Annotated in this window: 15 protein-coding genes; 5 read left to right on the plus strand and 10 right to left on the minus strand. The window is 43.6% G+C overall.

All coding sequences use genetic code 11. The features are described from left to right. Positions 1–181 precede the first annotated feature (181 nt). The 3 genes from SCB77_RS17340 (at position 182) to SCB77_RS17350 (ending at position 4,305) form a co-directional block, all read left to right on the plus strand. On the plus strand, positions 182–853 hold the full coding sequence (locus tag SCB77_RS17340; protein WP_320183253.1) for a response regulator transcription factor: 672 nt from the start codon (positions 182–184) through the stop codon (positions 851–853). A 2-nt stretch (positions 854–855) separates the two neighbouring features. Further along, positions 856–2,136: a sensor histidine kinase gene (locus SCB77_RS17345; RefSeq protein WP_320183254.1), complete on the plus strand. Its 1,281-nt coding sequence runs from the start codon at positions 856–858 to the stop codon at positions 2,134–2,136. Positions 2,137–2,325: 189 nt separating this feature from the next. Then, positions 2,326–4,305 carry a transglutaminase domain-containing protein gene (locus tag SCB77_RS17350; protein WP_320183255.1) on the plus strand — a complete coding sequence of 660 codons (1,980 nt, stop codon included), beginning with the start codon at positions 2,326–2,328 and terminating at the stop codon, positions 4,303–4,305. Between the two features lie 33 nt (positions 4,306–4,338). Here the strand turns inward: SCB77_RS17350 and SCB77_RS17355 are convergent, their stop codons facing one another. Continuing rightward, entirely contained in the window at positions 4,339–6,243 is a 1,905-nt protein-coding gene (locus tag SCB77_RS17355; RefSeq protein WP_320183256.1) for a DUF3857 domain-containing protein, read from the minus strand. 170 nt (positions 6,244–6,413) lie between these two features. On the opposite strand from SCB77_RS17355, the gene SCB77_RS17360 reads away from it, so the two are divergent. Next, a complete protein-coding gene (locus tag SCB77_RS17360) occupies positions 6,414–6,833 on the plus strand; it encodes a Dabb family protein (RefSeq protein WP_320183257.1) in 420 nt (139 codons plus the stop codon). A 21-nt stretch (positions 6,834–6,854) separates the two neighbouring features. Here the strand turns inward: SCB77_RS17360 and prfH are convergent, their stop codons facing one another. From prfH to SCB77_RS17395, 7 genes are all read right to left on the minus strand, one after another. Continuing rightward, complete coding sequence (prfH, locus tag SCB77_RS17365; protein WP_320183258.1) at positions 6,855–7,478, minus strand: peptide chain release factor H; 624 nt, start codon at positions 7,476–7,478, stop codon at positions 6,855–6,857. Between the two features lie 12 nt (positions 7,479–7,490). After that, complete coding sequence (locus tag SCB77_RS17370) at positions 7,491–8,882, minus strand: RtcB family protein (protein WP_320183259.1); 1,392 nt, start codon at positions 8,880–8,882, stop codon at positions 7,491–7,493. 427 nt (positions 8,883–9,309) lie between these two features. Beyond that, complete coding sequence (locus SCB77_RS17375) at positions 9,310–9,504, minus strand: YqaE/Pmp3 family membrane protein (protein ID WP_320183260.1); 195 nt, start codon at positions 9,502–9,504, stop codon at positions 9,310–9,312. Positions 9,505–9,536: 32 nt separating this feature from the next. Beyond that, entirely contained in the window at positions 9,537–9,821 is a 285-nt protein-coding gene (locus tag SCB77_RS17380) for a DUF4342 domain-containing protein (protein WP_320183261.1), read from the minus strand. 246 nt (positions 9,822–10,067) lie between these two features. Continuing rightward, the gene (locus SCB77_RS17385) at positions 10,068–10,640 is read right to left on the minus strand and encodes a hypothetical protein (RefSeq protein ID WP_320183262.1); all 573 of its coding nucleotides are present in this window, start codon (positions 10,638–10,640) and stop codon (positions 10,068–10,070) included. A 54-nt stretch (positions 10,641–10,694) separates the two neighbouring features. Continuing rightward, a complete protein-coding gene (locus tag SCB77_RS17390) occupies positions 10,695–11,249 on the minus strand; it encodes a hypothetical protein (protein ID WP_320183263.1) in 555 nt (184 codons plus the stop codon). Positions 11,250–11,399: 150 nt separating this feature from the next. Further along, on the minus strand, positions 11,400–14,015 hold the full coding sequence (locus SCB77_RS17395; RefSeq protein WP_320183264.1) for a valine--tRNA ligase: 2,616 nt from the start codon (positions 14,013–14,015) through the stop codon (positions 11,400–11,402). A gap of 168 nt (positions 14,016–14,183) precedes the next feature. On the opposite strand from SCB77_RS17395, the gene SCB77_RS17400 reads away from it, so the two are divergent. Beyond that, positions 14,184–16,058, plus strand: coding sequence for an LTA synthase family protein (locus SCB77_RS17400; protein ID WP_320183265.1), 1,875 nt, complete (start codon positions 14,184–14,186; stop codon positions 16,056–16,058). 50 nt (positions 16,059–16,108) lie between these two features. On the opposite strand, the gene SCB77_RS17405 is transcribed toward SCB77_RS17400, so the two are convergent. Together SCB77_RS17405 and odhB are read right to left on the minus strand one after the other, a co-directional pair. Beyond that, entirely contained in the window at positions 16,109–17,134 is a 1,026-nt protein-coding gene (locus tag SCB77_RS17405) for a hypothetical protein (protein ID WP_320183266.1), read from the minus strand. Between the two features lie 80 nt (positions 17,135–17,214). After that, entirely contained in the window at positions 17,215–18,456 is a 1,242-nt protein-coding gene (gene odhB / locus SCB77_RS17410; protein ID WP_320183267.1) for a 2-oxoglutarate dehydrogenase complex dihydrolipoyllysine-residue succinyltransferase, read from the minus strand. Positions 18,457–18,501: the final 45 nt, after the last annotated feature.

Genomic DNA, 18,501 nt, shown 5'->3' on the forward strand with positions numbered 1-18,501 from the left:
AATATATGCGTAAATGTTTACTTTGCCGTGAATTATTTAGCTTATCACGTGATCGACAAAGATAAAGTTTGTTCGGTAACAGCAGGATTCGTGCCGCAAATTCCGGTTATGTATTTATCAAAACTGTCATTTTCCAGAATCCTTCCCAAATCCAGTTTTAATATTGTAGTTTAGATACATCATGAAGATACTGATAGTTGAAGATGAACCGGAACTACGGAAGGTCATGTCTGCTTTTCTAGCGGGGGAGCACTATGTTGTAGAGACGGCCGCGGATTATGCATCGGGGCTATCGAAGATAGCGAATTATAGCTACGATTGCATATTGCTAGATGTGATGCTGCCCGGTGGTAGTGGTATTTCCCTGTTGCGGGAGCTGCGCAATTTGGGAAAACTCGATGCGGTAATTGTCGTGTCGGCTAAAGATGCTGTAGAGGATAAAGTTCAGGGATTGGAACTCGGTGCCGATGACTATTTGGCAAAACCTTTCCATCTGTCGGAATTATTAGCGCGAATAAAAACGGTGATTCGGCGAAATAACCACCATCGGGAGCAGGCCTTGCAATTCAAGAATGTAAAACTGTTTCCTGAAGATCGTAAGTTGCTTATTAGCGAACGGGAAGTGCTGCTAAATCGAAAGGAATACGACCTGTTCTATTATTTTATGATCCGACCTGGGAAGTTGGTGCCTAAAACTGCTTTGGCCGAAGCCGTTTGGGGAGATGATGCCGATCAGGCTGATAGCCTCGATTTCATCTACTCACAGATTAAAAATCTGCGAAAAAAATTAAAAGATAGCCATGCGGAAATCGATTTTCAAGCCGTGTATGGCGTCGGTTATAAACTGGTGTAAGGATGCAGATTTCTTTAAAAAATTACACACTTCGTTATCTCAGTCTAGCTTTTTTTCTGATTATATCGGTGTGGGCTGCCTTATTTTATGCTTACATCTTAGATGAGGTATACGATAATGTGGATGATGGATTGAAAAACCAAAAAATAGAGATCTTAAGGGAGCTGTACAAGTTTCCTGAACTACTCGAAACTTCGGAATTTGGAATTAGCCAGTTTCGGATCCTACCAGTGAAGGATATGGACGATTTTTCGGAGGAGAATAAGTTGTCCAGCGTTTTTTTCTACATGCCCTACGACGATGAACAAGAGCCTTACAGGGTGTTGAGCACAGGTTTTTATGCGGCAAATAAAAAGCCATATCACTTGGAGATTCGAACCTCGACCGTTGAAGAAGACGATCTGATTTACGACTTAACGACGGCTTTAATTGTGCTCTACATCGTTTTGGTGCTTGGGATGTATTTGATCAATGAGGTGGTATTGCGTAAAGCATGGAAGCCTTTTACCACCATTCTTGCCAATCTGAATCATTATCGCTTTGGTCAGAAAGCAAGTTTAAAGTCTATCCGTACCAATGTCGTGGAATTCAACAAGCTGGATGAGGAAATTCGACGTATGTGGAATAGAAATGAAGAGGTCTTTGAAGAACAGAAACGTTTTATCGAAAATGCAGCACATGAACTGCAGACACCCTTGGCCATTACGATCAACAAGTTGGAATTGTTGATGGAGGATGAGACACTTTCGGAAGCACAGTTGACACAAATCGAGGAGTCTAAATCTTCATTACGTCGAATGGTCAATCTGAATAAGGCCCTCCTGATGATGTCGCGCATTGAGAACAAGCAGTATGCCCACGTGGAACCTGTGAATTTTAATCTGCTAACTAATCAACTGATCGAAGACCTTACAGATTTGTTCGCTTTCAAGGAGATCGAGCTAGAGCGTCTAGAACAGGGCGTTTTTGTCGCAGAAATGAATCCTGATCTGGCGCATATTCTCGTGTCCAATCTTTTAAGAAATGCGGTTCGCCATAATAACATAACGGGTAAGATATCGGTATCCTTTCAGCCTCAACAACTTGTTATCGCCAATACTGGTCCGAAAGAAGCGTTGGATGCCGAGCGTCTGTTCCTTCGATTTTATAAAGGTGCACAGGAAGGACAATCCAATGGTTTAGGACTCGCTATTGTGAAGTCTATCATAGATTCCTCTCCGAATATTCAGTTGGAATATGTCTATTCTGCTGGACAGCATATATTTATTGTCAAGCACGCCTAAGGTCAGGTATACGGATAAATAGTGAGCTACAACTTGTCTTATTGTCTCTGTTTCTTCGATTTACCCATTTCGGTCAACGAATTCTTGGGAGCGATTTTAGCTTTCGATAAAAGACTTCTTCTGTAGTAAATTTGTATTTCTTTATGTAGAGATATTTGGTATATTTGGATACCAGTTATTATTATATATATGAAATATATCATTATTAGCCTTTTCCTCTTAGGTGCATGCGGATTACGTGCACAGGATTTCTCATTCGGCAAGGTCAAGGAATCCGATTTCCATGTTCAAAGCGCGTTGTTGGATAGCAGTGCAAATGGCATCGTACTCAACGAGTACGGTTACGCCAATATCGAACTGAGCCCGATTGGGGATAAGGGGTTCGAGATTGAATACTATTATCACGTCTTGATTAAGATTTTGAATAAAGAGGGCTATGACGAAGCGAATTTTACAGTTCCGTTATATGTCAATAATTCGAATAAAGAGACCTTGGTAGAGGCCAAGGGATTTACCTATAATATGGAAGCTGGAAAGGTGCAGAAAGTGGAATTGGGAAAGGAAAACGTGCTGACGGAGAAAACGACTAAAACACAGCATTTGGTTAAGATTGCTTTTCCGCAGGTCAAAGAGGGTTCTATCGTGGAGCTGCGCTATAAAACAAAATCTCCTTTTCTATTTAGTTTGAATGCCTGGACCTTTCAAACGACCATTCCAAAGCTACGTAGTGAATTTGTGACACGTATTCCAGAGATATGTACCTATCGTATCAACCTAAAAGGTGGAATGCCCTTGAGCAACAGGAAAGCGGAGAACTACAATACACAACTTTCTACCAGCGTAGGTGAAGTGATGGGCGAGAAAATATCGTATCTGATGACCGATATTCCTGCTTTTGTTGCGGAAGATTATATGACCGCTTCGAAGAATTTTCGATCGATATTGACTTTTGAACTGGCACGCTATGCTATTCCTTTTGGGCCTAATGAAACCTTCTCTCTGACTTGGAACGATGTGCATCGTTCTTTGGTTGAAGATGAGAATTTCGGTGGACAGTTGAAGCGAAAGGGAGCGCTGAAGGAGTTCATTGACCCACTTCTTGTCAACAACGCCAATGATTTCGACAAAGCAAAGCTCATCTATGATTATATTCGCAAGCAGGTTAAATGGAACGAGCGTCACGGGCTCTTCGCGTCCGTTGGGATCAAAAAAGCGTTGGAAACCAGAACTGGGAATAGTGCGGATATAAATTTGGCTTTGGTAAGTGCACTGAATTACGCTGGCATTCCAGCAGAACCTATTATTTTGTCGACACGTGATAATGGCTATCCGGGCATGTACAGCGCGGGCATGTCTGAATTTAATCATGTGATTGCACGTACCAATATCGATGGGCAGTCTTTCTATTTGGATGCCAGCTCTCGTTACGAACCCTTTGGAAATCTACCTTTTCAATGCATCAATTATCAGGGGCGCAACATTCCGTTGGATGGACAGTCTGATTGGGTACCGTTGCAAGCTAATTTGGTTTCCAGCTTAACGGTCTATTTCGATGGGAAATTAGATGCAGAAGGTACCTTGAAAGGAAAGCTCACGCTGAATAGAGGAGGGTACACAGCAACATCGAAGCGCTCGGCGATGGATGCGGTTACTTCCATTGAAGAATATTTTGAGGATTATCAGGAGAAGCTTACCCATATGAACATCACGGAAGCGGAAGTAGAAAACAGGGAAAACTGTGAGATGTTACTGAAAGAATCCATGGATGTGGAAATCACGAACTTCGCGACGGTAGATAACAAAGAACTACATTTTAACCCCATTGTGTACGGAAAAACGGAGAAAAACCCTTTTAATTTGGCGACAAGATCCTATCCGGTAGATATTGGCGCCAAGACGCAGGAGAATATGACCTTTATCATTGAAGTGCCCGAAGGATTTACCATTACAGAGGAATCGCTTGCTGCAAAAATGAATATGGCACTCCCTAATCGGGATGCCCGCTTTGTGTATTCGCTCGCGCAGGAAGGTAATATCTTAACGGTACAGTTGCTCACGCAGATTAATAAACCTCTATTCCTGCCCGAGGAATACTTTGATCTTAAAGAATTCTTCAGTCGGATTATACAAGGGCAAAAAAATAGCTGCGTGTTAAAACAGAAAGGATAGTTTAGGAAAGTGTTTTACACTTGAAATCCCGCATTACTGCAGGATTTCAAGTGTAAATCTACCTTTGTCGGTTTGACTTACCGATTTTAGAAATTCTTGAAAATCACCATAGAGTTGAGGCTCGTATGTCCCTTGTTTAATGGTCAAAATTCGGTTGGTGATCAGCTTGTTGTCTTCGATACGAGCCGTGAACGAATAATTGCCCATCTCGCAGCTAAACTCCTTTTTCATCGGAAGCATCAATTTGCTGACGTTTTCCGGTAGATCTATTTCCACATTATCTTCATCTGTAAAACCTCTGTTGATATAGATTTGCTGCTGTCTATTCTCATTGCGCTGTATATTGCCGTAACTATTGAAAAGAGAAGACGGTATTTGTAGCCTATTACTCGTCTTAGAGGCGATGTTGCCTATTGAAATCGCAATGTTCTCTTGTATACCTGGTGCATATTCTTGATCGATCTTCGCATAATCGATGTTATTAAAACTGATGTTGTTGATGTCATAGTGACGTGCTAAAAGCTTGGGCTTTTCGGTATTATTCGCACGGAAGACATCCATATGGTTGTCATACTGCGTGCCAAAGAACTGCGTTTCTATAGTTCCTTGTAAGTTGGTTAAGTCCAATAATTTCAGTTTTGCCGTCCGCAATTGTCTGTTGTCTTTTTCACTATACGTTGGCGTGCGTAGTACTTTGCCTCCGTTAGGTGTACAGGCCAATACGAGGCGGTCGTCGGTGAAGTCGCCCAAGAATCCAAAAGGCATCTCTTGGCTGGTACATTCCAACCAGGTGGTGTCGTTTTCAAAAGGGATACATAGAATAATGTGGTTTCCATCCTGCACATTAGCGAAATCAAACTTTAGACTCTCTTTTTTATTTCCGGCCTCTACAACACAATAATAGGAGGGAATGTCGGCAAACGTAAGTAGATTTTGCATGTAGTTAACCAATGCCTTACAATCTCCATATCCATACTTCTCCACATCGCTGGCCGGAAAAGGTTCTAGTCCTCCTATGCCAATCTGAATACTCACATAACGAGTCTTCTCTTGCAGATACTTATACAGTCGTTTCGCTTTTTCCTTGTCCGTTTTGCAATCTTTGATCAAGTCGAGCACTTTGCTTTTTGCCTTTTCATCCAAATTTTGTTTGCCAGCCAATAGGTTGTCATACTTCCATTTGCCAAATTCCTCCCAGTTATCAAACGAACCGCTTCTGCCGTAATAAGATATCTTCTTTGGAACGATATTGACCTGTACCGCCTGTTCACGAAAGCTACGAGTATAGTTTTCTTCTTTGACAGCGGGTAGACTGCTCACTTCCCATTTATACGAAGTTAGTTTTTCGGTTTTTTCAACCTTGGCATCGTTGCTGATATGTTGGGTATGCGCGCGAATTTCTACGGCAGGCGCTGCAGCAAAGACATATTCACTGTGTTCTACAGCAAGTTGTGGGCTGTAATTGGGCGTCCAACTCGGAATGGCTAAGTTCTGCTTGTGTTGAACTTCGTAGGAAATTTCGATGGTGTAAGGATATTGTATGGCATTGTACTGGTAGAGTTTCAACCTGCTATCGGAAAACATCGAGAAACCATCAGCAGCACTGATATCAACAAAATTCTTTGCTGTAATTTTATGAATCGGCATGCCGAATTCATTGTAGATGGTACCCTTAATCGATTTTATTACCGCACTTTTGTTGTAGTAAAGAGGCACAGCGGCATAGTAGTCGCCACTTTTATTGTGCACGGTAATTGCTTTCTTGACGCGTAACAGCACATCATTTTCTGCACGCATCTCCACATAAACAGATTCGTCGCGCACTGTAGCTGCCGCGCGTGCTTTTAATTCTTTTGGTATAGATTCGACCGCGTAATGTAGTTGCGCTTTACTGTACAACGACAACATCGCGAAGTAGATCAACACAATATATTTCATAACAATTGGTTTGTTTTTTGTGGTTAAAGATAGTGATTTCTCTGGCTATTTTTGTTTTGATCGAGAATTATTTCATCTTTACGGATTATGCTTTTACTTGAGGGCTATTCGATATGGCTCTTTTGTGGTGTGTGCATTTATCCTTATATTTAAGCAAATCAATCACAAACATGGAACGACGAAATTTTTTAAAATCTGTGGCTGTTGCAGGTACCTCTGCAACGATACTCACTGCCTGCGGTGCTGCTTCAGGTGATGCTGTACAGCAAGAGCTAGAGCCGGGACGCATTGTGCATTCGGTATATTTTTGGCTAAAGGAAGGAATTACGGAAGAGGACGAAAAGGATTTTCTGAACTTCTTTGAGGCATTGAAAAAAGTGCCTGGAATCCATAGCTTCCATGTAGGAAAACCGGCTGCTACGACAGCTCGCGAGGTGGTAGATAATTCGTTTCACTACAGTCTAATCGTTACCTTCAAAAGCCTTGACGATATTAATACTTACGAGAAACACCCCGATCACCTCGCAGCAGCAGGTAAATACAGCAAGTACTGGACGAAAGTCGCTGTCCGTGATATGCAATTGCTTTAGGAAATGGAAAACTGTAGGGACTTAACCCCACAGTTCTTTGAATTTGTCTCCTCTAAAGATACGCTTAGCATTTCCTCTGATCACGGCAGACTGGTTTTCCCATGCTTGCTGTTGACTTTTGCCCCATTCCAGCTGCTGCAATTGCTGTATTTTTTCCAACAGCCGTTGATAGGCCAGCTTTCTGTTTTGCAGCTGCGAGCGGGTGTCCATAACCTGCACGATAATCCCCGTTGGGATGTGCAATGCCCGCACAGCACTGTTAACCTTGTTAACATGTTGTCCGCCAGGACCGCTGCTTCGCATAGTCTGGTAAAGGATATCACGCTCACACAACGAAATGTTGTGTTCTTCCGCCAGTTCATAAATACCTACAAACCAGTTTTTACGCTTGTGCTTTGGTCGGAAAGGGCTTCGGTTGATCCAACAGATGCTACCCAGCCATCGAGCAATAAAGGCCTCGGCCTGATCACCCTTTAGCTTCAAGGTAAAGCAGCTACGCAGTTCGTCCTTGAATGACTGTTCCAGTATTTCCGTGGATAGTCCCGCTAAGCTTGCTTCTTTTAAAATTATATCCTGTAGATGGTGTACCAAATAGTCACATTCTTTAGGACCATTTCCTGCGGTGACTTGAATTCGTTTTTCCATTATTAATACATGTTATTTGTCCATGCGGACAATTTTGGGGGTGAAGGTGCCCAATACTTGAACGAGCTCGTCTTGTAAGGCCATGACCGTGTGTATATTTTTGTAGGCCATTGGTGCTTCGTCTACCGCTCCTCCAATAAGTTCCACCCCTTGGTTTTCTAATGTTTTGAGCATGTCGCTCTTTTTTATAGTACTCTTGCATGCTCCGCGAGATAGAACGCGTCCGGCGCCGTGTGAAGCGGATGCTAGACTTAAAGGATTGCCTTTTCCCTCGACAATGAAGCCCGGCGCGGTCATGGATCCTGGTATGATGCCCAATACACCTTTTCCTGCGGGTGTCGCACCCTTACGGTGCACGATGCATCGCTTGCCATCCACTACCTCTTCCCATGCAAAATTGTGATGGTTTTCGATAATCACCGCAGGTCTACTTCCAATTGCCTTGGCCATTCGACGATGTATATCATCATGGCAGGCCTTCGCATAGTCGCCGGCGAGGTTCATGGCAAGCCAATATTCCTGTCCGTCGTGCGTATTTAGGTCTAACCACGCTAGGTGTTGTACCTGTCGAGGAAGCGGACATTGCTTTGTCGCCAAGTAGGTATAGTGCTTTGCAATGTTTGCACCCAACCCCCGCGATCCGCTGTGCGATAACAAGGCAAGATATTCGCCTTTTGGCAACTTCCAGTCGGCGCGAGACTCCTGTAACTGCACTATGCCGAACTCCACGAAATGATTGCCGCCACCAGAGGTGCCCAGTTGGCGATATGCCTTATCACGCAACGATTTCAACAAAGGAATATCCTTGAAAGCCGCTCGCTCAAAGATTTCGTGGTCGCTTTTTACTTTGTGCGTTTCATTCATCCCAAATTTGCTATGCTCCGACAGCAGATTTCTCAATTGATAGGTCCGCCCCTTAAGATAGGAGCCAGGGATATCAAAAATGGATAAACTCATCCTGCAGCCGATATCGACACCTACACCGTAGGGTATCACCGCGTTGTCCGTAGCTAAAACTCCGCCTATAGGCAAGCCATATCCCGAATGTGCATCGGGCATCAACGCACCCTTGATCGATACCGGAAGTTTTAAAGCATCGTACAATTGTCTTTTCGCCAGCTCATCGATCTCGTTTTCACCGAATATGCAGAAAGGAGCTCGGTTACTGTTGAGCTGCCGTAAGCGAATCTCTACCGGTTGGATAAGTCCTTCGGCTACCTTGCCCCATATGGCATCGCCCATAAAGTCTTTCGGTGAGCGCAGTACTTCCTTCGCCTCCTGTAATATGCGTTCTTTTTTCTCGCGTTTGCGATAGCGATGAATCTGCCCTAGGGCGATGTTCACCGTATTATTTTGTGGAAAGCCCATTTTGATAAGGTCCTTTCCGGATAATTTATTTCCCATTATTATTCTTGTTCATTTCAATTTATCTGCACACGTGCAGATCTACATTCTTTTATGAAATTCGGGAAGTATTTTGTTGGATTTATGCTACCGGAGAAGCGGAGTGTTGGTTGACAGCATACTTAGGGTGCTGGCTGTCTTTTTCGCTTTGGTGGTTTTACCCAAAAAAATAAAAGCCCGAATGATCTTCGGGCTTTATTATATTTCGAGTAAGAAACTTTTTTAGTTAAGGGATAAAGCACGAAGAGGAGCCGCAGCAAATTTATTTGCTGTTGACTTAAAGCGGACTAGTGTTAGTACAAACATCTTCTTCGTTTTTTAGAGGGTTAAACCATTATTATCGAGTCAAAAGTAAGGAAGCTTTCGATAGCTTGCAAATATTTTTGAAAATTTTTCTTGATAGATTGTGTTTTAGCTTCCTTTTTTGCTAGCGGTACATGCTGCGTTCCAGTCGTCGGATGCGTGCTTTGTTTTTACCATCAACGCGGTCGGCTACCGCCCAAATGGCCGCTGGAAGCCAGCCAATAAGGGTGATTTGTAAAATCAGGCAGAGAAATCCGACAAGGATCTTCCCGCGAAGGAAGAAGGAAAGCCAAGGGAATAAAACGGCGATAAGGGTCATGTTTGTTCTGTTTAGTCGGTTGATTGATGCTGTTACTTAACCTGAATAATGTCACCGGGAGCGCTACTTGGCGTTTCTTTGATATCGCGTTGAAAAGAAAAGCTGATACCGAAAGCTAGTCCCAATATAACGGCTACAATGGCGGCAAATGGAACGACAATGGCGACAACGATAGCAATCAAGAGCGGTAGGTTCATGTATTCTTTTCCGTTCTTCGCACGGATGCTAAGTTTTGTTTCTTGAATGGAATCAAATGCTTTCTGAAAGGCATTGCTAATGTTTTCGCTGTTCAAGTTGAAGGTTGTTTTCGTTTTCATGATCTTGTTGTTTTATGTTTTTAATTTGTTTATCTCTTTTTGTATACTTCAAAGGTAGGACGAATGTACAGACATAGCGATGGTAACTAGGCGAACTTGATAGACTTATCGGTAAATGCCGACTGTTTTTCGGTGAAACCTCTATAAGGTTGAGATGTATTCTCGTAAAACAGCATGCGGAGACAATCCATCGTTAAAACGGTTTTTGTGAAATAAAAAAAGCGCTTTCAAAAGAAGCGCTTTTCGTTACATCTTATACAGTCTATCGTGCCGAAGCTCTTTACTGATTCCTGCATTGTTCACAATACTGTCGGTATAGCGATGCTCCTCTTCGATACTATCGAAATCAAATTCACATACCTGTTTCTTGAATTGGATGAGCTCAATAAGGAGGAAATCTGTAAAAGTGTGGAACAATAAGTGTTTTTCTGCCGTTTTTTTGGAAAAGGTATAGATCGCCTGGGTATCGATATGGAGACAGATTGGATCTGCATTTCTAGACTCTGCAATCAACACGTAGCCAGATAGCTCATTCTCTGTGAAATGATGAGCTAAATGCTGCGCATGTTTGCTTGCGTGAAGCCAGTTGATTTCTTTGACCTTGCAGAGGTAGTACATAAATTCGGCGCTGTCTGTGGCTCCGAAATATTTGTAGTACAGGCGGATTTCATCGCCAAAGCCAAAGGGGATTAGCGATGTCTCTTCGCGTAGCGAAATGCCTTCACTGGGGATATCATATTTCAATAGAAACTTCTTGAGATTATCTACCCAGTGAAGTTCTCCTATTTTTTGCAGAGGTAGGATGTGGCTGTTGCTCATAGTGACCGATGGATATCGTAAATAATAAGGGATAGCGGATGCTAGTTGAACCTCTTATTGCTCGGCGTAAAGCTTTGCACCCAACTGTTCATAATAGCGCTGCATCTGGTCCAAATGCTCCTGCGCAATATCGGCATCGTCATAAAAGCTCCATATTTGAATATAGAATTCGCCGACGTGTAGGTGTCTTCTCAAGTGATTGTTCTGCGCACCGTCCAAGAAATTGTCTAGTCTTTGCTTATCTGGAAACTGATAGATGAATACACCCGCACCTTGGATATCGTCATTAGGCACATGAAAATCGTAACGATAGTAGGCTATGCAGTCTGAAACGGCCATAGCCGATGCTTTCTCCGGATCAGTGACGTAAACAGGCATTTGTGTGAAACCTAGTGCTTGCCATTCTTCAGTCACGGGGGCTGGTTCTACGCCTTTAAGCTTTACGCCTTTTAGATCGAGCTTCAAGATATCTTTCCCACCTACATTAATCGCCGTGTCAATAGGTACTTGGTCGGTCACGGATTGTGCTGTACTGGATGGAGCCTGTTGGCAACTTGCTTGCAGCGTCAAAAGACTTAATCCCAAGAGATAGGCAGCTGTGTATTTCATATGTTTTATCATGGAGTTAATATACATATTTCTTGTGGTATAGCATTATAAAAATGTAGCAGGCGTTGTATGAAGGTGACCGTCTTCAGACCTTGAATAAAAATGGCGCTCTAGTTCGAGCGCCATGTATATACGTTTGTTGCGAGTTTACTAACCTAAGCTTGCTAGGCTTTCCTGCAAGATGCTGATCTTCGCCACAGCATCAGCCTTCTTATTGCGTTCATTTTGGATAATCTCTGGTTTTGCATTTTGTACAAAACGTTCATTCGAAAGCTTTTTATCTACAGATACCAAAAATCCTTCTAGGTACGCGATCTCTTTGGTAATGCGTTCCTTCTCGGCGTCAACATCGATATTGTTTTCGAGTGCGACATAGCATTCGTCTTTGCCCGCCAAGAAACTTACAGCACCCTGAACTTTTTCTTTCACAAAGCTGAATTCCGCAATATTGGCCAATTTTATGATGCTGTCCTGATACTTGCTAAAGTCAATAACTGTGGCGTTTATAGCCAAAGGTAAAGCTACTTTGGGTGAAATACCTTTCGAGTTACGGATGCTACGTACTTCGGAAATGACCTGTTGCACGATGTCAAATTCTTTGATAAGGCTTTCATCGAAGACCTCAACCGTTGGGTAAGCAGCTACAATAACACAGTCGTTCGCTTCGCGTGGCCCAAAAATCTCATCATGCCAAAGTTCCTCTGTTAGGAACGGCATAAATGGATGTGCTAACGCAAGTACTTTCTCAAAAAATCCGATTACCGTCGCTAATGTCTCTTTTTCAATTGGAGCTTGATAGGCCGGCTTAACCAATTCCAAATACCAAGCACAGAAGTCGTCCCAGATTAACTTATAGGTGGACATCAAAGCATCCGAAAGGCGGTAGTCGGAGAAATGCGCTTCGATTTCGACCAGCGCTTGATTAAAACGGCTATCAAACCATTTTGCAGCTGTTTTCTGCGCGTCGCTTGCTGGCGCATCGATGGTTTCCCATCCTTTTACTAAACGGAAAGCATTCCATATCTTATTGGCGAAATTACGCCCTTGTTCGCAGTATGACACGTCAAACATCAAATCGTTGCCCGCGGGGGATGATAACAGCATGCCCACGCGTACACCGTCTGTACCGTACTGCTCCATCAACTCGATCGGGTCTGGCGAGTTGCCTAAGCTCTTCGACATCTTCCTTCCCAATTTATCGCGAACAATACCCGTAAGGTATACGTTGCGGAATGGGGGCTTTTGTGTGTAGTCGTGTCCCATAATGATCATACGAGCCACCCAAAAGAACAGGATCTCTGGTGCGGTAACCAAATCGTTGGTAGGATAGTAATATTGAAACTCTGGATTTTCAGGATGGCGCACGCCGTCAAATACGGACATAGGCCATAGGCCCGATGAAAACCAAGTGTCCAACACATCGTCTTCCTGACGGATTCCTGCGCTTGTTTTTCCCTGGCCTTCAAATAAGACGATAGCTTCTTGTTCGGTTTTAGCAACCACCCATTCATTACGCTCATTGTACCAAGCTGGGATACGCTGTCCCCACCACAATTGTCTAGAGATACACCAATCCTTTACATTCTCCATCCAGTGTTTGTAAGAAGCGAAGAATTTTTCAGGGATAAGCTTTATGGTTCCATCTTCCACGTATTGCAGTGCGGGCTTTGCCAACTTATCCATTTTGCAGAACCATTGCATGGATAGTTTAGGCTCGATAGCGGCGTCGGTACGCTCCGAAAAGCCCACCTGTGATTTGTAATCTTCAATTTTTTCGATCTGCTCCACTTCCTCCAACATTTTGGCGATTTTCTTGCGCGCGATGAAACGGTCTTCGCCAACCAAGATTATTGCCTTTTCGTTCAGGGTGCCATCATCGTTTAGAATGTCGATCACTTCTAGGTTATGTTTCTGTCCTAGTTCGTAATCATTTAGATCGTGTGCCGGCGTTACCTTTAGGCATCCTGTCCCGAATTCCATTTCGACATATTCATCTTCGATAATAGGAATTTCGCGGTTGATTAACGGAACCAATACGGTTTTACCTTTTAGTTGACGGTATCGCTCGTCGTTCGGGTTGATACATATAGCGCTATCGGCCATGATTGTTTCCGGACGCGTGGTCGCAATCACGATGTGTGCATCGCTGTCCTTAATCTTGTAGCGTATGTAGTATAGCTTTTGGTTTACTTCTTTACGGATTACTTCTTCATCGGAAAGCGCCGTCTTTCCTTGCGGATCCCAGTTTACCATACGAACACCACGATATATGTAGCCTTCGTTATAGAATTTTATAAAGGTATCCAGTACGGATTCGGAGAGATCTGGATCCATCGTGAATTTTGTGCGTTCCCAATCGCAAGACGCGCCTAGCTTCTCCAATTGCTTTAGGATAATTCCTCCATACTTCTCCTTCCATTCCCAAGCATGGCTCAAGAAGTCTTCACGGGTAAGCGATTTTTTGTCTATGCCTTGCTCTTTGAGCATAGCGACCACTTTGGCTTCCGTAGCAATGGATGCATGATCCGTGCCGGGTACCCAGCACGCATTTTTGCCCTGCATACGTGCACGGCGAATCAATACGTCTTGAATCGTATTGTTTAACATGTGGCCCATGTGTAGCACGCCGGTGACGTTTGGCGGAGGCATGACGATTGTATACGGCTCGCGTTCATCGGGTGTGGACCGGAAAAAGCCATTTTCCATCCAGTAAGCGTACCATTTCTCTTCTGCTTCTTTTGGATTGTATGTTTTTGCTATGCTCATCTTTATGTTGGAAATCAAAACGCAAAAATAGGCAATTACAAAGATTTAAAGGAAAATTTACGCATAATAAAATGTTGCTAGGATGACAAGAACGACGGATTTTTATTCATGAATAAGTGTAATTTTGCGGTTAATTTTATATAAACATAATATTAACTGTTTTTTTGTATGAAACAGCGACCAGCGTGGCGCCTTACTTTACGGTTCTTTTTAGCACTGTCCTCGTATTGGATCATGTTATCTTTTGTGGATAGGCTTATTTTCACTTGGAGCGTTTGGGACCGGATAGCCGAAAAGCAAGATGCGTTTTATGCTTTTTTCTACGCTGTGCCGTTAGACCTATCGTTGGCCTGCTACCTGATGCTGATTCCGACCTTATTCTTTTTTGTGCAGCAGCTGTTTGTCAAGAAAGCGCTGTCTCGGTATTGGCTGCGGATTTACGTGATGATTCCAACCTTCTTTTTTGCTGCTGTGACGGCCAGTAATATTCCGTTGTATGAGGCTTGGGGAGAAAAAATAAGTAAACGCGCCATTGTATTGGGGTTCGATACGGTGGGCGGTGTGACGAGCTCTATTGACTTCGAAACTATAGGACAAGGATTTTTGGTTCTTGCGATCTTTTTTCTGTGCGCACATTACTATTACCACCTTGTCGTTGTTCGGTTCGCGAAGTATGCAAGTTTACCCAAACGGCTTACTGGTTTTTATTTTTTGGGGATAGCTTTGCTGTTGTTTACGTTGATCCGTGGGGGCTATGGCAAGGCCACATTGAACCAAAGCTCCGTATATTTTTCCGATGACAATACCGCGAATCACGCTGCGGTGAACACATATTGGTCATTTCTTAAAGACTTGACGAAAAGTACCAAGAAATCCCCCTATCAATTTATGAAGCAGGAGGAGGCCGAGGAGCTTGTTTCTGCGGCTTTGGGGCAGCAGCGGGGAGCTGCATCGGCCGTCTTAACGACTGATAGGCCTAATGTGATTTTGGTTGTGCTCGAGGGCATGGTTGCGCAAGTTTTCGAAGATTTGGGAGGCGAGAAAAATGTTACGCCGCACATGAAAACGTTGATGGATGAGGGGGTGTGTTTTCGTCGAGCTTATGCCGCGGCCGACCGATCAGACAAAGGTATGGTTGCTGTGATGAGCGGATTTCCGGCGCAAGGTCCCGAAAGCATCATTAAATATATACCCAAACACGAGAAATTGCCCGCTGTAGGACAACTTTTTGATTCCTTAGGCTATGCGACATCTTTTTATCATGGTGGGCAAAGCGAGTTCTACAATTTTAAATCTTACATGTTTACCCATGGCATAGACCGTGTTGTTGATAACGATGATTTTCCGGTAGGAACGCAGCGAAACTCTTGGGGAGTGTACGATCATGTTATTGCGCATCGCATGCTACACGATTTAAGTGCTGATCGAAAACCATTCTTCAGCGTATTTTATACCTTAGTGAACCATGAGCCTTTTCATTTGGAACCGCGTTACCAATTTGGGAACGATACTAAGGCTAATGCCTACAGAAGCACCAGCTTCTATACGGATTCGATGCTGTTCAACTTTATTGAGCAGGCAAAAAAAGAAGGTTGGTATGAAAATACTATTGTTGTGGTGACGTCGGACCATGGACATATCTACCCCTTGGGAAAGTATGGCTTGGAAAAACCTGAGCGCTATCATGTTCCGCTATTCGTATTTGGCGGCGCGCTGAAAAAGCAATATCAGGGCACCAAGGTAGACGCCGTGGTGAGTCAATTGGATGTGGCGGCAACCTTGGCCGCATTTGTGGGCGCCAATGCACAACGTTTTCCTTACTCTAGAAATTTATTCGCTATCGATAGGCCACATGTTGCCTTTTTCAATTCCAACAGTACTTTTGGTATCATCAATGATCAAGGTACGGTCAGTTACGATATGCAAAAACGCAATATTGGATTTACGGATATTCCAAAAGAACGCAGCCTCCAGCAGGATAGCCTACTCCATGTTGCCAAAGGTTATTATCAAAAGGTTTTTGGAGACTTTTTGCGCTACTAAACGTATCCGTGGTTTCTTCGCCGGCCCGAAGCGTCGCCGTTGCGACGCCTTTATTTTCCTTTTTTCCAAATGTTTGATCCAAATCGGTATCGGAGTGTAAATGCTTGTTGATTACTCGTTTGATCGGGCGCGAAGTGAAAGGATGCCGTAAACTTACCTTCTAGATTGCCTTTGCGAAAGGGCACCCAACCTAAATCCAAACGGTTGTAGCTATCGCGATGGTAGAAGGAATCGCCATTAGGAAGATTTTGTGGGTCGCCCAAGTAAAGCGTATTTTCGATAAAGAACTTTCTGTAGCCTAGAAATATGCTTGATATGAATCCGCGAGCTACGCGCAGATCGTACTCTGTTCGAACCCGATCAAAGCCTATAACGCCACCCGCTTCAATGCTAAGGGAATCCAAAAATGTTTTATGGCTTAAATCTACGCCTACACGCAACATCGCCATGCCGTTGTCTTGTATATGCTGGTCAATAGTGTCGTTGCTGCTGAGAGCATTGTGGTAGAGTAGGGCGTCGTCTTTGACATAAAATCGACCCAGTGTGTATTTGCCTGTCAGGCCGACAAGAAAACGTTCCCGTTGATTCGGACTTTGTTTGCTTAGCCAGTCGATGTAAAGTGCCTGTTTCCATGCATTCTTTTGGAAGGCAAGGTACATACCCTCTATATTGGGTCTATCATACATAAATGTATCGGCCAAGGCGATACGTGGCACATCTTTCAAACGCTCGTATCGAGGCATGTGCCCCAATGCAAAATCGAAATTTTTGCTTTTATAATTGTAGTAGGCGATAGGAAACAAGCGATCGCCATTTTCCGCATGACGTCCAAAATTCTGATTGTAGTGCATACCACCTACAATTCGGTTATTGCTGTCTAAGGCAAATGAAAGCTTGGGCGATATAATTGTTCCGAAGATGGTTTTGTCTTCTGTGTAAATTGATTTGTACTCCCGATTATCCGCATAGCCAAAGAAGTCGATGTCAAAGCCAACACGTTGTTGGGCTTGCGTTGGCAAAGCGAAGAAACAATAGCTGAATAGAAAATATACTAAAAATGATCGTTGTACTCTCATGAAGGAATAGGCGCTGACTTTAAATTAAAAAGGTCGTCCTGAATAGCTAAGACGACCTTTTTGGGTTATTTGTTGCTCGATTATACTTCTAACAATAATCTTGCAGGATCTTCCAATAATTGTTTCACACGAACAAGGAAACTTACCGATTCGCGACCGTCGATCACACGGTGATCGTATGATAATGCAATGTACATCATTGGACGGATAACGACTTGACCATTTTCTGCAATAGGACGTTGTACAATGTTGTGCATACCTAAGATAGCCGATTGTGGTGCGTTGATGATCGGGGTTGACATCATGGATCCAAATACACCACCGTTGGTGATCGTAAATGTACCGCCAGTCATCTCATCAATAGTTAACTTATTATCACGTGCTTTTGTAGCAAGCGTGATGATTTCCTTTTCAATCTGATGTAGGCTCATGGACTCCGCATTGCGGATAACCGGAACAACCAATCCTTTTGGTGCTGACACAGCGATAGACACGTCTGCAAAGTCAGAGAAAACAATCTCATTTTCTTCGATACGTGCATTCACGGCAGGCCATTCTTTCAAGGCTGTAGTTACGGCTTTTGTAAAGAACGACATAAAGCCTAGGCCAACACCGTGCTTCTCTTTGAAAGTATCTTTGTACTTGGCGCGTAGGTCCATGATCGGCTGCATATTCACCTCGTTGAACGTGGTTAACATAGCTGTTTCATTTTTTACACTGACTAAGCGTTTCGCAATTGTCTTGCGCAAAGAGGTCATCTTTTCGCGGCGTTCGTTGCGTGATCCCGCGACTGAAGCAGCAGTAGGAGCAGCAGCTGCTGCGGGTTTACTTTCCGCTTTTGGAGCTGCCGGTTTAGCTTGTGCTTTTTCGGCATCTTCTTTCGTGATGCGTCCATCTTTGCCTGTCCCTTTGATGGTTGAAGCATCGATGCCTTTTTCTCTCAATATCTTTGCCGCCGCTGGTGAAGCTGTACCTGCAGCGTACGAATCAGGGTTTTCTGCATCATCTTTTGCTGGAGCTGCAGCCGCAGCTTCCGCTTTCTCAGCAGGAGCTTCTTCTTTCTTGTCTGTACCGCCGTCAGGAGCGTCACCATCTTCGATAGCACATACTACTGCACCAATTTCTAAAGTGTCACCTTCTTGGGCAATGATACGTAGTATACCTGCCTTTTCTGCTGGTAGCTCGAACGTCGCCTTGTCGGATTCCAATTCGGCAATATTCTCGTCCATTTCAACGTAATCGCCATCTTGTTTTAGCCATTGTGCCAAGGTAACCTCTGTGATCGACTCACCTACGGCAGGTACTTTAATTTCTAAGCTCATATTTTTGTTTTCTGTTATACCAACAACATCGGAAGCCGTTGATAT

The sequence above is a fragment of the Sphingobacterium bambusae genome, from assembly GCF_033955345.1.
Taxonomy (GTDB): Bacteria; Bacteroidota; Bacteroidia; order Sphingobacteriales; family Sphingobacteriaceae; genus Sphingobacterium; species Sphingobacterium bambusae.

Bases quoted from the DNA above. Each gene is read 5' to 3' on its own strand.
- SCB77_RS17340 (WP_320183253.1), top strand. From the start codon at position 182: ATGAAGATACTGATAGTTGAAGATGAACCGGAACTACGGAAGGTCATG.
- SCB77_RS17345 (WP_320183254.1), top strand. From the start codon at position 856: ATGCAGATTTCTTTAAAAAATTACACACTTCGTTATCTCAGTCTAGCT.
- SCB77_RS17350 (WP_320183255.1), top strand. From the start codon at position 2,326: ATGAAATATATCATTATTAGCCTTTTCCTCTTAGGTGCATGCGGATTA.
- SCB77_RS17355 (WP_320183256.1), bottom strand. From the start codon at position 6,243: ATGAAATATATTGTGTTGATCTACTTCGCGATGTTGTCGTTGTACAGT.
- SCB77_RS17360 (WP_320183257.1), top strand. From the start codon at position 6,414: ATGGAACGACGAAATTTTTTAAAATCTGTGGCTGTTGCAGGTACCTCT.
- prfH (WP_320183258.1), bottom strand. From the start codon at position 7,478: ATGGAAAAACGAATTCAAGTCACCGCAGGAAATGGTCCTAAAGAATGT.
- SCB77_RS17370 (WP_320183259.1), bottom strand. From the start codon at position 8,882: ATGGGAAATAAATTATCCGGAAAGGACCTTATCAAAATGGGCTTTCCA.
- SCB77_RS17375 (WP_320183260.1), bottom strand. From the start codon at position 9,504: ATGACCCTTATCGCCGTTTTATTCCCTTGGCTTTCCTTCTTCCTTCGC.
- SCB77_RS17380 (WP_320183261.1), bottom strand. From the start codon at position 9,821: ATGAAAACGAAAACAACCTTCAACTTGAACAGCGAAAACATTAGCAAT.
- SCB77_RS17385 (WP_320183262.1), bottom strand. From the start codon at position 10,640: ATGAGCAACAGCCACATCCTACCTCTGCAAAAAATAGGAGAACTTCAC.
- SCB77_RS17390 (WP_320183263.1), bottom strand. From the start codon at position 11,249: ATGAAATACACAGCTGCCTATCTCTTGGGATTAAGTCTTTTGACGCTG.
- SCB77_RS17395 (WP_320183264.1), bottom strand. From the start codon at position 14,015: ATGAGCATAGCAAAAACATACAATCCAAAAGAAGCAGAAGAGAAATGG.
- SCB77_RS17400 (WP_320183265.1), top strand. From the start codon at position 14,184: ATGAAACAGCGACCAGCGTGGCGCCTTACTTTACGGTTCTTTTTAGCA.
- SCB77_RS17405 (WP_320183266.1), bottom strand. From the start codon at position 17,134: ATGAGAGTACAACGATCATTTTTAGTATATTTTCTATTCAGCTATTGT.
- odhB (WP_320183267.1), bottom strand. From the start codon at position 18,456: ATGAGCTTAGAAATTAAAGTACCTGCCGTAGGTGAGTCGATCACAGAG.